This is a genomic window from Agriterribacter sp., assembly GCF_035444585.1.
In the GTDB taxonomy this organism is placed as follows: Bacteria; Bacteroidota; Bacteroidia; order Chitinophagales; family Chitinophagaceae; genus Agriterribacter.
This window is the reverse complement of sequence record NZ_DAOMOZ010000057.1, coordinates 6,623-22,246: the sequence shown is the minus strand read 5'-3', so window position 1 is coordinate 22,246 and position 15,624 is coordinate 6,623. Positions and strand designations below refer to the sequence as shown.

Here is a 15,624-nt window from a genome sequence, read left to right as displayed (position 1 = left end):
CCCGCGACCTCCGCCGTGACAGGGCGGCATTCTAACCAACTGAACTACCGATCCTCAAACTTTGGTATTGCTACCTCATTTTTGGGGACGGCAAAGATATGATTTTTGCCTTCTTCCCAAAAAGTTTTTTAAAAATGACCCAAACCGGCAATGACCTGAAAAAGTTACCTGTTTACTGAACTAATATCATTTTTATTCTATTTGCCTGCTTTCTGCAGGTACGACAGCAGGTCAATGGTTTCCTTATCCGTTAATGTGTGCAATAATCCCTGGGGCATCATGGAAACGGGGGTAACTTCTTTAGACTGGATAGAAGATTTATTGATCACCACATCATTCTGTCCTACCACACGCATGGTTACCTGGCGCTCATTTTCTCCCACCAGGTTCCCTGAATAGGTTCTCCCGTCGCGGGTGGTGATCACTACCATCTTATAAGCGTCCTGGATCTCTTCGCTGGGATTTAGTATGTTGAAGAGGAGATAATCAATATCAGACCGGTTTGAACCCGTAAGATCGGGACCTATTTTACCACCCTGTCCGTACATTGTATGGCAGCTCCCGCAGGTTCTCATAAACAATTTGCTGCCATTATTCAAATCGGCGTTTTTTGCCGGCCGACTGCTTAAAAGGTTTTTATATTTCGCATATTCTTTATCGTCTCTGGGCTTGTCATCAATAGGCCCCCACACTTCCACAAAGCCACTTCCCACCACCCTGCGCAACTGCCTCGCTTCATTGGCAGATACATCTCTTTTGGGCACTGTATTTTCTTTAAGCGCCTGGGTAAGTATCCATCCGTATACCGGACGGGAAGAAAGTGTTTGAATAGTGGAAGCTTTTTCCGCCTCGTTGAAATTTTTATATTTTTTGATCAGCAGGGACCCGAGGCTCTTCTCATCAAAGGCTGCAATGGATCTTATAACGTCCGTGCGCAATGCTGATTCTTCCAGCAATCCGGGCAATTCGGGTAACAGTTCTTTTCGTTGCTGGGCGGTAAGCGCCTGTAATGCTTTTTTTCTCGGTTCAATCCCGGCATTTTTATTTTTGAGTGTTGCCAATGATCGCTGCGCCGCTTCCGTGTCACCGAAAAGCCCGGCAATTTCAGTCGCCAGTTGTGTGGTATGGTCATTTCGCTTTTTTAACGCCGCATATACCTCCTGCCATGCAGCCGGTGGTTTCAGGTCCGTGCGGCCCTCCATTCCGTTCAGCATTCCTTCCAGCAAGCTGCCAAGGGTTTTGGGTTGGGTTGCTATTGTTTTAACGAGGTCATTCATTGCTCCGCCATCTACGGCACGACGTGCAGTATACCGTGCGATCATCGGAATAGCTGACCCGGATGCAACCTGTAATGCCCGTGCCGGTTCATCTTCAGCCAATGGTTCAAATCCGTACCAGATCATTTTCGGAAGATTGTGATCACTGATATCTTCCGGATGCTTTACCAGTTCGGCTGCTATTTTCCAGCTTATGTTTTTTGAAAGCCGCTGCATGGCCGAGGCCAGGTAAAGCCTCACAACAGAGGAATGGTCTCCTGCAGCCATTGCAATAAATTGATCGGCAGCTTCAGCAGCAGGGGAGCGATCTTCGCATAACAGTTGTATTGCCCAGGCGCGGATATATTCATCTTTGTCTGCAAGCGCCTTTAAGAGCATACCGGAGTTTAGTCCTTTTGTTACATGCAGGGCCCACATGGCTTTCAAGCGCAGGTCGGTATCCGGGTTTAGCTGGTAGATCTCGCGCAGCAGGCTGTATGCTGCTGCATCCAGTTTTCCCTCAGCAGCCCTGCCTTGCAGTATAACCCTTGCGCGGCGGGCATGCCAGTCGCTCTTACTGATTTGAAGCGCTGCCAGTTCCTTATCGCTCATTTTGGTAAGATCCGAATACCTGCCCGGCCAGTTCACTGCTCCCGATCGCTCGGGAACGATCCTGAATATGCGGCCTGTTTCACTGTTCAACACCTGTTGTCCGCATATATCAGCGTCATGCCAGTCAAGAACATACAGGCCTCCGTCGGGACCAACTTCCATGCTGAAGCCAACCCATTGTGCATTGTTAGCCATCATAAAATCATCGCCATGACTTGCCACGAAACCCGAACCCTGCCGTTCCAGTATGTCGGAAAGAACAGCATGTTCGTGAATATTGGCCATAAAGATCCTTCCCTTTTGGGATGCCGGGAATGCATCGGATTGATAAATGCGTGCGCCGCCGTGGGCAGACCTGTGGCTGTGGTTGGTTATTGTTTTGATATCGTCATATACATAAGGGTTAAAATGCTGCCCGCCCTGGCGGTGGTAAATGCCGCCGGGAATTACATGCCACATGTGCGGGATCACGCAGGCGCTGATGAACAACTGTCCTTTGGCGTCATAATCAATTCCCCAGGGATTACTGAATCCATGGGCAACTACCTCAAATTTATCTTTGGTTGGATGATAGCGCCATACGCCTCCATTGATGTCGGCCCCTTCTCCTTCAAGGATATTTTCCGGAAAAGGATCTTTGTGTTTATACAGCCTGCCTTTTCCTTTGGGTTTTCTTACTTTGGATGGCGTGGCAAATCCCTGGCAGCCATATAACCAACCGTCAGGTCCCCAATGCAGGCTGTTAAGTGTTTCATGGCGATCGCGTATACCCCATCCCGTTAGGCGCACTTCTATGTCTTTTACATCAGCAATATCATCGTGGTTGCGGTCGGGAACAAAAAGAAGATTGGGGGGAGCGCCGATAAAAACGCCGTCAAATCCCACGGCGATGGCAGCGGGAAAAGCTATGCCTTCCATGAATACCTTCCGGGTGTCGGCTCTGCCATCGTGGTTGGTATCTTCTAAAATAAGTATCCGGCTTTCCCCTGAATTGGAAAACCCGTGTCCCCTCGATTCATAATCTTTATTTTCCGCGATCCATATTCGCCCGCGGTCGTCCCAACAAAAAGCCATAGGCTGGGTCATCAGTGGTTCTGCAGCCCAGGCATTTACCTTATAGCCTGCTTTGACCGTCATGACTTTAACAGCTTCATCAGGTGTCAGGAATTTGGCTTTGAGCCCTTCCTGCTGTGCAATTTTCCACATTTCGGCACCGGCGTAAAGAGGATTTCCGTTGCCGGAGAATGTAACCCACTGTTCATTAAGCTTCATATCATTGAGATCACCGGTGTAAACGATCAACTGATGGCGGATCACTTCCGTTTCGCCATTTTTTATATGCCAGTCTCCTTCCCTCGAACGCGCAGGCCCAATGCCCAGTTGACCATCTACGCGCCAGGGCTGGGGATAACCTTTATTTTCGGGATGATCAAATACTGCAATATGCGCAAAGTCGTCCCTTCCTTCCACCTGCATGCCCACGTCTACCCAGGTGGCACGTTGTCCTTCTGCATGCTCATTGCGTTGCCTTGCCCCATTTATTACCTCACCTTTAATGCCTTCTTTCCATGGCATTCTTATAAACAATCCACCATAATCATATTTACCGATCGTAATATCGGTTTTGGCTTCGCCTCTCCATTCAAGCGTGATCACAAATCTCCCGCTGTCATTCCGCATACTCCACTTTTGGGTTTCGGTAAGCATTGTATTGCCTTTTTCATCCAGCATGTCGTATACGGTTTGCCATTTCACCTCGCTTCCTTCTTTATCCGTTATATAGGCTGATACTTTTTTCCAGTAATCACTTCCGGGATTATGAAAAAAATCGCGGCCATTTACACGGGTGAATCCCCAGTAAATGCCTGTCTGATGTTTGTGGTGTGCCGGGCTGTATTCGGTTAGCACCCCTTTGCCATCGGGGGCAGAAAGCGGGTGAAGGTAGGGGCGAAAACCTTCTTTTGCATTTTGTACCAGGACGGGTATTTCTGAACCTTCCCTGAAAATGGAAATGGCGCCGGATTGTTCATCCTGGCTTGCAAAAAGATTACTGCTACCGGTTGCTGAACTTTCCTCACCAGGCTTTTGACCGGAACCTGCGCAGGACATAAAATGAAAAGCCACTACAGCCAGAACAATTCTCCAGTGATCTTTTTTCATACAGGGTCAATATCTTTTTTAGGTAAATGAAAGTAATATATACGCTGAAACAGGCGTCTTTCCATGGTCGCATTAAATGATATACATTGTCTTCCGGTCTTTACTCCCCCAGGATCAGCCCGGCATTTTACTGCTGTTAAGATACACAACTTCTTTATTCGGCAGACTGATTGAAATTTTTAACTTTACTTCGTGTACAAAATGGCGGCATTATATGACAACTAAAGAAACCTTCTCCCTGCATGGTGAAAATTTGCTTAAGAAAATAAAGGAGCTCATCGCTGAAGGCAATATCAGGAAGATCACCATTTCCGATAAGTCCGGGAAAGAGCTGCTGTCTTTCCCATTAACAATTGGAGTGGTAGGCGCTCTGCTGGCGCCCGTGTTTGCGGCTATAGGCGCATTGGCTGCCCTGATCGGGGAATGTTCCATTACAGTGGAGAGAGAAGAAAAATCCAAAGAAGAGAACGGGCCTGATACCAAGGCTTAGGTTCTGATTTTTTATCAGGATCAGCGCGTGTGGCTTCCAGCTTTTTACGGGCTTCCGCACTTTTCTTTTTGCTTCCTTTTGCCTTTTTTATTGCTTATGGGGTAATGTCTATCCCTTCGGGTATGCTGCTTGAAAAGTATAGCGAGAAGAAGATGATGACGGCGGCGTTTTCGGTTGCATTTTTCGGATCGCTGATCCTTGCGCTTTCGCCCAATTATCTCAATGCAGTATTGTCATTGTTTTTGATCGGCTGTGGTATGGCCATATTGCAGGTGGTCATCAATCCGGTGCTCCGCACTGCAGGCGGGAAGGAGAATTATACGTTCAATTCCATCCTGGCGCAACTGATCTTCGGACTTGCGTCATTTGTAAGCCCGTTGGTATACTCCGGCATGGTATCTGAACTCCGGGGGCAGGAAGCGGCAGCCGGGTTAATGGGACTGCAACAGCAGTATACCCGGCGCTGCGGGGCTTTACCATAATGCACTATAGCGCAACAGTATTATTGCCTTTCTTTAGCTGCACCTGCCATACTTTGTCTCCATACCGGACGCTGTGCACTCCTGCCTTGCCGGCAGTAATGATAAGCTGTGTTAGCCTGCCCGATCGCCAGCTCATGGCTATGGTATAGCCACCCCTTGCGCGCAGCCCCTTTATCTTTCCGTTTGGCCAGGAGGAGGGAAGTGCCGGTAATATATGTATCTCATCGTTTTGCGATTGCACCAACATTTCGGCAATGCCTGCCGCGCCGCCAAAATTACCATCAATCTGGAAGGGGGGATGTGTGCTCAAAAGGCTGGGAAGCGTGCTTTTTTGCAGCAGCGATTGCACCTGTTCGCCGCATTGCTCACCATCCTGCAGGCGGGCGTAAAAATTGATGATCCAGGCCTTGCTCCATCCCGTATGTCCGCCACCGTTAGCCAGGCGACGTTCAATTGTTTTTTTGGCGGCAGCATAGAGGTCGGGTGTTTGCGGTGATATAATGTTCAGCGGGTATAGTCCGAGCAAATGCGACATGTGGCGGTGGCCGGGCTCCACTTCTTCAAAATCTTCTATCCATTCCTGTATAGTGCCGTTGGCGCCGATTTTAATGGGAGGCAGCTTTTGGCGGGCGGCTTTTACCTTACTCACCATGTCGGCGTCAACATTGAGCAGGGTGGCGGCATTGATAAAATTATTGAACAGCCCGTGAATGATCTCTATATCTATGGTGCTGGCATAGCACAATTGCGAGCTTTCTTTACGGTTGGTGCCGGGAATGAAAAAAGCGTTTTCGGGCGAGTGGGAAGGGTTGGTAACGAGGTATCCCTGCGGAGAACGGATCAGGAAATCCAGCACAAATGCTACAGAACCTTTTATAACGGGGTAAGCTGTATTGCGCAGATAACCGGTATCGCCGGTGAATTCGTAGTGGCGGTACAGCGGAAATGTCATCCATGGGCCGGCCATGGGCGATACGCCCCAAACGCCGTCTGCCACACCGGTTCTGCCAAATGCATCCGTTAAATGATGCAGCGTCCAGCCCCCGGCGTTATACATCTCTTTGGCGGTAGCTCCACCGGGAATGGTAAGTTTTTCCACAAAATGCGCAAGGGGTAAAGTGGTTTCAGAAAGGTTACCGGTTTCGGCAGGCCAATAATTCATTTGCAGGTTGATATTGGTGTGAAAATCGGCATTCCAGGGCGCATTATACGATTCATTCCAGATACGCTGTAAGTTCGCGGGCAGTTTTCCGGGCCTGCGCGCCATGATCCGTTGCCCCCGATTTTACACGTTCCAGGCGCTCGTTGGTAGGAATTTCCATTAGTGCATCTTTATCTTCGCCAAGCGTAAAGCTTACGCGGTCAAAAAATAACCGGTGATCTCTTACATGCATTTGCTTCAGAACAGCCGGAGAAAAACCGGCAGCGTTGTTCAGCTTTGTTTTGCAGATGCCTAACGGATCAATGGACGCATCAAAATTTAATTTATCAAAATTGTAGTCGGTAGCGCCCGTTACCAGCAGTACAATATTCCTGGCCGACTTTACCCGGTAGCCTGCCGATGAGTCGGTTATCAGTGAGCTTACTTTTCCATCTGTATGGATCATTTTCATAGCGCCTGAAAAGCGCATATGCTTTCCTCCCGGACCTGCCAGGGTATCTTCGGTATCTTCAATTTGCCCGTTGAACCAGGCCATGTTTTCGTTGCTTTTATATTCATGCGTATCCTGCTCACGCGAAAGGAAAAATTCCGTATCAAAAGGACGTGTAGCCCTAATGCTTACTACGATAACATCCCGAGGGGCAGAAGCATATACTTCCTGTATTATTTTATTGCCGTCTATGGTATATTCCGTTGCCGCTATGCCTGTATTGAGCGTTAAGGATCTTTTATACTGCTGCGCTTTCCCTTTCCATGCATAGTTGATAAAAAGGTTGCCCAGAGGTTGGTAAGAACGCACTCTTGGCGGTGTGCCCACAAGGTACCGGGTTGAAAGATCGAGTGCATCTTTGTATGCTCCTTTAAACAGGGCAGCCTGTATTTGTGGCAAATGTGCGGATGCCTGCGGATTGTTGTTGTTGATCTTACTTCCGGCCCACACGCTTTCTTCATTCAGTTGAATGCGCTCATGATCGTATTTGCCAAATACCATGGCTCCCAGGCGGCCGTTGCCAACGGGTAAAGCATCTGTCCATTGTTTTGCAGGATTGCTGTACCACAATTGCAGATCCTGCTGGGCTATACCGGGGATCTGAGAGAAAAGCGTTATAAAAATCAATAATTTTTTGAATAATATGCACATGATTTTAAAGGCGGGAATTATTCCTGTTTGTAAATATTTTGAGGAACAATATAATGAAATAATCTATTGATTAAGAAATGGAATTAGTACAGCACTCAATAGTGTTGGAAGTGCTACAAAAACGCCAGGCACGATAAATGGGTTCTGCGCCTGGTTACTGTAAAATGGCGGGATAATGTACTAACGTTGCGTGGATTTCAGGAACAGGATAATATTGGGCGGATCAAAGTTTTAGCAGTTGGATCAGCTCACTTTTTTTCTCAGCTCCCAGTCTGCCATGGTAGCTGCCGGTAATAGTGGTGCTGCCTGCATCTCTTATACCGCGGGAAGCAATGCACAAATGTTCGGCTTCAATAATAACGGCCACATCTTCTGTATGGAGCTTGGTCTTTAAAAAATCGGCGATGTCTGTAGTCAGACGTTCCTGTACCTGCGGACGCCTGGAAAAATAATTGACTACCCTGTTGAGTTTAGATAAGCCTGCTATTTTACCATTGGCAATATAAGCCACATGCGCCTTACCAATGATCGGTACAAAATGATGTTCACAATAAGAATAGACAGGGATATTTTTTTCCAGTATGATCTCATTGTAGCTGTATTTTTTTTCAAAAAGGGTAACCTGTGGTTCATTTGCGGGGTCTAGTCCGCTGAATATTTCTTTTACATACATTTTGGCCACCCTGCCGGGTGTTTCTCTCAAACTGTCGTCGTCCATATCAAGTCCCAGCAAGCGCATGATCTTTTCAAAGTGGTGTGCAATAAGTTTTATTTTACCGTTTGCAGACAGATTTTGCGTTGGAATAACCTGCTCAAGTATATCTTCCATTTCCATTATTTATATTTTTGATTTTTGATGGCGGTGAGTTGCGACAATGTATAGGCGCCAACGGCCATTACCAGGTCGCGAACGGCTACGTCAAAATACTGCCCGCTGACAATGAGTTGTAATGCAATGAAAATCAGCCAGATCATTACAATGTAAGCCCCCCTGAGCGGGTTAACCAGTACGATGATCCCTGCAATGATCTCTATAATTCCCACTATTTTCATAAACAACATTGGATCTACCGGTAGTATGCTGGCATTGCGGCCCAGGTAATCGGACCAGTTTGCAAGCAGATTGGTAAATTTGTCTGACCCGGCAACCACGGGAACGATGCCATACGTAATTTTTAATATATTTTGTAATTGATTGATCGTTGACATAAAAATGTTTTTGTATACGATTAGATTCATAAGCAGCGAAAGCGTTACAAAAATATTTTTGAAAAAAATTGTAACCTTTTATTGTTTGCGTAATCCAATGAGCAAATGAATGATCAAGCCACTTTGCAGCCAGCCGAGCTTTCCGATACGGAACTGATAGACAGGATACTTGCCGGAGAGAAACAATTTTTTGAATGGATCATGCGGCGTTATAACCAGCGCCTTTTCCGTGTCGGAATATCTATACTGGGCAGTGATGCGGAAGTGGAAGACGCTATGCAGAACGCATATATAAAAGCGTATCAGCATTTAAATAAGTTTGAGCAAAGGGCCTCATTGAGCACCTGGCTTGTAAAAATATTAATGAATGAATGCCTGGCACAGAGAAATAAAAAAGCACGTTTAAAGCTTACAAATATTGAATATCACCCTGAAAATATGGGCAGTATGAAAACTCCCTCTAATATTTTGATGAATAAAGAGCTGGGGATTATGCTGGAAGCGGCAATTGCAGAGCTTCCGGAAAAATACCGCCTTGTGTTTATGCTGAGGGAGATCGAAGAACTGTCTGTAAAGGAAACCGGGGATATACTTGGTATTGAAGAGCCAAATGTAAAGGTGCGCCTCAACCGTGCCAAGGCCATGCTGCGCCAAACCCTGAGCAGTGGAGTTAAAGAACATGTGTACGCTTTTCACCTTACCCGCTGCGACCGCCTGGTAAACCATGTGCTGAACAGCATAGCATAGCCTGTAATAATGTAAGCTGCGCCGGGAGCAGGATGTTCAGTCTATTAAATTATTCTTCACTGCAAAAAATACAAGCCCGGCGGTATTTTTAACACTGTATCTCTCCATCATCCTGTCTTTTATAGCTTCCACTGTACGGGGGCTGATCTCCATTTTTTGGGCTATTTCTGTGGCTGTAAATTCCATGCACAGCAGCCGCAGCACTTCTCTTTCCTTATCGCTTATTACCACTTCATTGGTCAATGAAGGGATGGATTTGGTGCGGGCATGCGATTTTTTCAGCAATACTTTATTCACGAAATTGTTAAGGTAGTAGCCCCGGGCCATTACTTCCACAATGGCTTTTTTAATTTCGGCAGGATCGGCACTTTTAAGCAGGTAACCGTTGGCGCCATTTTCCATAAGGTGAGATACAAATCTTTCATCTTCATACATGGTAAGCACAATAACACGAAGATCGGGATACTGCCTGCTTATTGTTTTTGTTGCTTCTATACCGTCTTTAACCGGCATACGCAGATCCATGAGCACAACATCCGGCTCCGCTACCGGCAAACCCGTGAGCAGTTCCTCGCCATTTTCGGCCTCCAGTACAAATTTAATATTGGTATATTGCCGTAAAGAAAGGATAACGCCTTTTCGGAATATTTTGTGATCGTCTGCAATGGCAACTTTAATAATACTCATACTTAGCGTGGTTTTAAAGATATGGGATGAACTTATTAAGTAATCATTTCATATTCCTCCACCGGAACTTCCAGCGTAACCTTATAATAGGTTTGCGACATATCTTTCTCAAAATCAATTTTTGCCTGCAGTACCCGTGCCCTGCTTTGAATATTTTTCAGGCCGAGACCCAGGGCACTTTTGTTGAGTCTTTCTACATCGGCCTGCGTAATGCCTCTTCCGTCGTGATGCAGCCGGATGAAGAACTTGTCGGTATCATAATTTTGTGTAACATGGATAAAACTGGCATTGCTGTGTTTTAAAATATTATTAACCAGTTCCTGTATCACCCTGAACACCAGCAATTCCTGCTCCGGCCTTAACCGCTGCCGGTAATCATGAAACCTGCTGCTGGCATTCATACTGCCCGAACCGCTGATCTTTTGGAACAGATCGTTTACCGCAGATTCCAGTCCGAAGTTTTTTAAGGTGGGCGGCATCAGGCTGTGCGAAATGTTGCGGATAAGCTGTATGGTATCATCAATGATCTGTTTGGCATTGTAAATAGACTGTAGCTGGGTGCTGATATCCTGTTTCACGAGGTTTTCATTCAGATACAAACGGGCTGTTGCCAGCAAAGGCCCGGCATCATCATGCAGGTCGGCGGCTATTCTTTGCCGCTCTTCTTCCTGCCATCTGATTGACGCATTCAGCAGGATTTTCTGCTGTTCTTCTTCCATTTCTTTCAGTTGCAACTGGTACCGGATCACTCTGCGTTGGTGAAAGATAATAAAAAGTACCAACCCTATTGCAAGAGCCAGCATCCCCATAGTGCCAAAGAACAGCACACCGGAAATATTCAGCGGGTTGGATTGATTTGTTATCTGTATGAGTATCATTGGTTCATCAACGTGCGTTTAGGGACAAAATTATTTTACTTTTTTTTATTCATTGGATAGGAGGATTTAATGGTCTTGTCGGTAATAAGCATGGCTGCACTAAACAGCAAATTTTTTGCAATGTAAAGGGTAGAATGAATAAGCTTGTATTCGTTTTCAAAGTCTGGCTTATCTATATAATTCTGTGCATAAATAAACGGGAAAAAAGTACCTGCCGAATAAATGATAATTGCAACAACTACCCAGAATTCAGGCGAGGAATATAAAAAAAGTGAGGTAGGGTCTTTTACTCTTTCAAAAAGGTAGAAAATGCAATAAATAAAAAATACCATCGCGGTAATGCCTGACGGAACTGAATCAAAAGAGTTCTTTGAGAAGGTAACCAGTGAGTAAATCAGGTATGCTGCCATCAGGATCGAGATGGCAATCATTCCTTTCTTAAAAAGCCTGGATTCAATTATCCTAAAAAATAATAAAGAGAAGAGCGAGAACTCGACAATTGTTGTAATCCGTCCTATCAAAAAGGAATATTGCCACAACTGCCTGTTGGATAAAATAAAGAAATTGACGAAAACACTGTATATGGCGAGAAAAAAAACCACCCTTAACCCAATATTTTTTTTTGACTTTGCAAAAAAAATAAAGAGGATTAAGGGCAGCAGATCAGAAAGAATAGCAATATTTCGCAGTACAGTTGTTATAATGGTATGTTTTTCCAAATATAACAACTATAGGGGGAAATTAAAAACTCCATTCAAACCAGCCTTCTCCCGGCTTGGGAGGCAGGAACTTGTTGGCTACCATGCCGATCTCTTTAGACAAAGTTCCGTTGTCGTTTATAACGGTATACTCCAGGATGGCTTTACCGCGGTTATCAACCCCAACAAACACATAGGTTTGTTCGCCTTTGGCGTTAAGGGCTTTATACATGTTTATACCTATGCAATCGGGCTGGGCAAGTATCTTTTCAATGATATTACGTCCAACAAAGTGGCAACTGTTTTCACCAAATTTGTCGTAATAATCTTTTACCATTCTGGCGCCCATCTCAAATCCAATGTGTTCGCCAATGTTTTCGTGCAGGCGTTGGTTTTGCTGTACGAGTACATCATTTTTTGTCATAGTTGTAAAGTTTTGTGGTTTAAGAAAATAAGGATTGATGTATGTCAAAAATGATAGCTAACCCTCAGATTCACAAGGGTATGGAAAATGTTAATAACTAATTTTTATCCTGAAATGCAGGCGGGGACTGAATTTTGACGGGAAAACACGAGTTTGTGATCAAAAAAATAAGGTAATTTTACCTTTGAAAATTAGTATTTTTACTATATTTTTAAACGTAAAATGTCGTTTTTCAGGTAATGCAGTCTTTTACAACTCTGATGCTGAGAACAGGCGATGAGGCGATTTCCTTTGTTGCGGGAAATACAATTCGGTGTGAGATAAAAGAAAAAAAGGTGGTTTTGAAACTTAGGTTATGGATTTGAAACGGGACCCCTGCATTTTGTTGTTTAGAAAAAATGAAAGTTGATTGACATTGGATTTTGCGTTTGGTTCTTCACAGACATTGGAATGAATTATTGGACGGTTTTAGGACATTGGATCCATTTGAGGTTGCTGAATCCCGCCAATCAACTTCAAAACAAATGTAGGGCAGTCTCTTTCTTTTTACAAGAGCAGTTTTGCTCTTTTTATTCCTTTCGGTAAATACTTAATGATTGTTTGTTATACGTAGGCGGAACACGTAAAATAAATTATGCTTCCCGTATTTTAACTAAGTGCAATTACTATAGCATAATTCTTGTGATTTACGAAGTTTGCAAGTAATTTAATTCAGTATCAGGCGTTAATAAAAAGTAACTTATACCAATTTAATATCCCCATGACAGCAACCAACAATTATGAGATTAAAATAGCTATTGCAGACGACCATAAAATTTTCAGGGATGGCATTAAAATGGCGATGGGCGGTAAGAATTATCTTAAGATAATCTGGGAAGCGGAAAACGGAAAGGACCTGATGCATAAAATGAAAATTAAATTGCCCGATGTGTTGTTGATGGACATCAGGATGCCCGAAATGGATGGAGTGAACGCCATTTCACTGATCAGAAAAGAATACGAAGCTATAAAGATTATTGTGCTCACCATGTACGACGACCAGGAAATGATATCCAAAATGATGGAAATGGGAGCCAATGCTTATCTTACCAAAACCACCGATCCTGAGGAAATATACAATGCCATACTAACCTGCATGAACGACGATTTTTACTTCAATGATCTCGTGAACCAGGCTGTTCTGTTAAAGCTTCAGCATAAAAAACAGGTAAAGCAATATTATCCCAATCCCGTTAGATTCAATGAAAAAGAATTAAAAATATTGAAATTAATTTCAGAAGATAAAACAACGGAGGAAATATCAAAAGAGGTATATCTCAGCCCGCGTACCATTGAAACCGTAAGGCAAAACATGAAAACCAAGGTAGGTGCCAGAACCATTGCCGGATTGGTAATGTACGGAATGCGTAATAAGCTGATTGATTGATAATTGCAGGAACAAAGCCCGGCAAATGAAGAGAACCGTAATTTTACGGTTCATTTAATCGGGTATTTATACAATAGTAGTTTTCCTTTTTTGTTATGAAATTGCATTGTACTCAAATCTGCGCCTTTAAAAGAAAGAAGTAAAAGAAATATTTGAATGAAAATCCAGGATTCTGAAGCCAGCCTTAACGTGGTTATAGCCGATGACCATGTTTTATTCCGGGCCGGCGTAAAAACAGCACTGAGCCTTAAAAAAGATATCCGTATAATAGGTGAGGCAGATAATGGCCAGCAGTTATTGCATTTACTCAAACATCTTCAGCCCGATGTTATTTTGCTCGATATCCAGATGCCTGTAATGGATGGGATTACTGCGCTTCCGGAAATAAAAAAACTATACCCCCAGATCAGGATCATCATGCTAACGATGCATAATGATCATTCCATGATTTCAAGGTTGATGGAACTGGGAGCCAATGCCTATCTTACAAAAAATTCGGATTCCGAAGTCATTTACGAGGCTATCAAAACCTGTTATACCAACGAATACTATTTTAACGAGCTCACCAATAAAGCACTTCTTGACGGACTGCGTACCAAGCGTAATGCAGATGCATTTGCTCCGGCAGAAGTAAAATTGAGCGATAAGGAAAAGCATATATTGAAATTAATGTGCGATGAAAAGAGCACCAAAGAGATCGCGGATATGGTAGATCTCAGTCCACGCACCGTTGAAGCAATAAGGGACAAGCTCAAATCCAAAACGGGCGTAAAATCAATGGCCGGACTGGTAATATATGCTATTAAGTCCGGTATCATCGAGAATAAGTAATTTTATCTTTTTTGCGTGCTTACTTAATGTACTGCTGTATGCCCGGTTATTTTGTTCATAATGGTCAGCTTTTTCGTGAAGGTAAAGCAGTTATATCTCCCGATAACCGCTCTTTCAGATACGGCGACGGTCTATTTGAGACCATACGGATCCTTAACGGTAATATTCTGCTTAAAGCGTTACACTTTGAAAGATTATTACGGGGCATGAAATTGCTGCAATTTGATATACCTGAATTTTTTACCCCGGCTCAGCTTGAAGAGGATATCATATCACTGTGCAAAAAGAACAGGATTGAAAAAGCCGCTGTTATACGACTGGTGGTATTTCGCAGCGATGGCGGGATATACGATCTGGAAGATATGCGTCCTAATTATATTATACAGGGGATGGCTTTTCAACAATACCCGGCTGTACCCGATGACGATGGTGGGCTTGCTATAGATATATATCCGGATGCAGCAAAGGCATGCAACATTTTTTCTGAGGTGAAATCCAATAATTTTTTGCTCTATGTGATGGGTGCAATGTATGCGCGGCAAAAAGGATTGGGCGATTGCCTTATCCTGAACCAGCACGGGCGGATCGCCGATGCTACCGTGGCCAATGTTTTCTGGGTTAAAAATCATGTGATATACACACCCCCGCTGGCGGAAGGCGGTGTGGCGGGTGTTACCCGTAAATTTTTATTGCAAAAGCTTCCCGGGGCCGGTTATACTGTAAACGAAAAACCATTAACTGCAGATGATATTTTATCGGCCGATGAGCTATTTCTCACCAACGCTGTAAGGGGTATTCGCATTGTGGGTAAATTCAGGGATCAAAGCTATTCGGCCATCATCACCAAAGAGATCCGTCGCCTGCTGATGGATGAATGGACATGAGCCCGGGTCGTTTTTAATTTGCTGTGGGTTTTGCCCCGTCCGCAACTGCATAGCTTTTGTATTCTTTTATCCAGTGGTATAAGCCAAACGAAGCGATAATTGTAAATATGAAATATTCCACGCTGTAAAATTTTACTCCTTTTATAAAATAAAGGCAGGTGGCCACCAGGTCTACCAGTATCCATATTACCCAGCATTCGATCTTTTTTTGAATCATATAGAATGTAGTTACAATGCTCATTACCGTTATAAATGAATCAACGTACGGATAAGCGCTGGGTATTGCAAAAACAGCAGGAAACCAGTGATGCAGGTTACTGGCGAAATTCCCCAGGATAAATGTACCGGCGGCTCCCGTTATTAAGGTTAACAGGATATCCCTCTTTTTCATATAGCTTACCTTCAGTTCCCGCTTCCGGTCTTCTTCTCCCGGTTTGGGATTAGCCCAGCGCCACCACCCCATGATATTGGTCACAAAAAAGAAGGCTTGTAAAAACATATCGGGATAAAGCTGTACCTGGTAGTAGAGCAAAAAGG

16 protein-coding genes are annotated in these 15,624 nt (G+C 44.3%); 6 read left to right on the top strand and 10 right to left on the bottom strand.

Annotated features, from left to right (window positions below; genetic code table 11):
* Nucleotides 1-197: 197 nt before the first annotated feature.
* A complete protein-coding gene (locus PLH26_RS08435; protein ID WP_324585572.1) occupies nucleotides 198-4,028 on the bottom strand; it encodes a PVC-type heme-binding CxxCH protein in 3,831 nt (1,276 codons plus the stop codon).
* A gap of 214 nt (nucleotides 4,029-4,242) precedes the next feature.
* On the opposite strand from PLH26_RS08435, the gene PLH26_RS08430 reads away from it, so the two are divergent.
* Complete coding sequence (locus PLH26_RS08430; protein WP_324585571.1) at nucleotides 4,243-4,518, top strand: DUF4342 domain-containing protein; 276 nt, start codon at nucleotides 4,243-4,245, stop codon at nucleotides 4,516-4,518.
* A gap of 29 nt (nucleotides 4,519-4,547) precedes the next feature.
* Nucleotides 4,548-5,000 carry an MFS transporter gene (locus PLH26_RS08425; protein ID WP_324585570.1) on the top strand — a complete coding sequence of 151 codons (453 nt, stop codon included), beginning with the start codon at nucleotides 4,548-4,550 and terminating at the stop codon, nucleotides 4,998-5,000.
* A gap of 4 nt (nucleotides 5,001-5,004) precedes the next feature.
* Here the strand turns inward: PLH26_RS08425 and PLH26_RS08420 are convergent, their stop codons facing one another.
* From PLH26_RS08420 to PLH26_RS08405, 4 genes are all read right to left on the bottom strand, one after another.
* Nucleotides 5,005-6,267, bottom strand: coding sequence for a glycosyl hydrolase family 95 catalytic domain-containing protein (locus PLH26_RS08420; RefSeq protein WP_324585569.1), 1,263 nt, complete (start codon nucleotides 6,265-6,267; stop codon nucleotides 5,005-5,007).
* Nucleotides 6,215-7,303: a glycoside hydrolase family 95 protein gene (locus PLH26_RS08415; protein ID WP_324585568.1), complete on the bottom strand. Its 1,089-nt coding sequence runs from the start codon at nucleotides 7,301-7,303 to the stop codon at nucleotides 6,215-6,217. The genes PLH26_RS08420 and PLH26_RS08415 overlap by 53 nt, the downstream gene beginning before the upstream one ends.
* A 223-nt stretch (nucleotides 7,304-7,526) precedes the next feature.
* The gene (folE, locus tag PLH26_RS08410; protein WP_324585567.1) at nucleotides 7,527-8,132 is read right to left on the bottom strand and encodes a GTP cyclohydrolase I FolE; all 606 of its coding nucleotides are present in this window, start codon (nucleotides 8,130-8,132) and stop codon (nucleotides 7,527-7,529) included.
* Nucleotides 8,133-8,137: 5 nt separating this feature from the next.
* Nucleotides 8,138-8,512: a hypothetical protein gene (locus PLH26_RS08405; RefSeq protein WP_324585566.1), complete on the bottom strand. Its 375-nt coding sequence runs from the start codon at nucleotides 8,510-8,512 to the stop codon at nucleotides 8,138-8,140.
* A gap of 105 nt (nucleotides 8,513-8,617) precedes the next feature.
* Between PLH26_RS08405 and PLH26_RS08400 the strand changes: the two genes are divergently transcribed.
* A complete protein-coding gene (locus tag PLH26_RS08400) occupies nucleotides 8,618-9,259 on the top strand; it encodes an RNA polymerase sigma factor (protein ID WP_324585565.1) in 642 nt (213 codons plus the stop codon).
* A 36-nt stretch (nucleotides 9,260-9,295) separates the two neighbouring features.
* Here PLH26_RS08400 and PLH26_RS08395 read toward each other — a convergent pair whose 3' ends face one another.
* The 4 genes from PLH26_RS08395 to PLH26_RS08380 form a co-directional block, all read right to left on the bottom strand.
* Complete coding sequence (locus PLH26_RS08395) at nucleotides 9,296-9,946, bottom strand: response regulator (RefSeq protein ID WP_324585564.1); 651 nt, start codon at nucleotides 9,944-9,946, stop codon at nucleotides 9,296-9,298.
* Nucleotides 9,947-9,981: 35 nt separating this feature from the next.
* Complete coding sequence (locus PLH26_RS08390; RefSeq protein WP_324585563.1) at nucleotides 9,982-10,824, bottom strand: sensor histidine kinase; 843 nt, start codon at nucleotides 10,822-10,824, stop codon at nucleotides 9,982-9,984.
* Nucleotides 10,825-10,859: 35 nt separating this feature from the next.
* Entirely contained in the window at nucleotides 10,860-11,234 is a 375-nt protein-coding gene (locus PLH26_RS08385) for a hypothetical protein (protein WP_324585562.1), read from the bottom strand.
* 331 nt (nucleotides 11,235-11,565) lie between these two features.
* Complete coding sequence (locus PLH26_RS08380) at nucleotides 11,566-11,946, bottom strand: hypothetical protein (RefSeq protein WP_324585561.1); 381 nt, start codon at nucleotides 11,944-11,946, stop codon at nucleotides 11,566-11,568.
* A gap of 760 nt (nucleotides 11,947-12,706) precedes the next feature.
* Between PLH26_RS08380 and PLH26_RS08375 the strand changes: the two genes are divergently transcribed.
* From PLH26_RS08375 to PLH26_RS08365, 3 genes are all read left to right on the top strand, one after another.
* Entirely contained in the window at nucleotides 12,707-13,372 is a 666-nt protein-coding gene (locus PLH26_RS08375) for a response regulator (RefSeq protein ID WP_324585560.1), read from the top strand.
* A 156-nt stretch (nucleotides 13,373-13,528) separates the two neighbouring features.
* Nucleotides 13,529-14,203, top strand: a complete 675-nt coding sequence (locus PLH26_RS08370; RefSeq protein WP_324585559.1) for a response regulator — start codon at nucleotides 13,529-13,531, stop codon at nucleotides 14,201-14,203.
* Nucleotides 14,204-14,241: 38 nt separating this feature from the next.
* Nucleotides 14,242-15,087: an aminotransferase class IV gene (locus tag PLH26_RS08365; protein ID WP_324585558.1), complete on the top strand. Its 846-nt coding sequence runs from the start codon at nucleotides 14,242-14,244 to the stop codon at nucleotides 15,085-15,087.
* 13 nt (nucleotides 15,088-15,100) lie between these two features.
* On the opposite strand, the gene pnuC is transcribed toward PLH26_RS08365, so the two are convergent.
* On the bottom strand, nucleotides 15,101-15,624 hold a 524-nt coding region (pnuC, locus tag PLH26_RS08360), incomplete at its 5' end, for a nicotinamide riboside transporter PnuC (protein ID WP_324585557.1).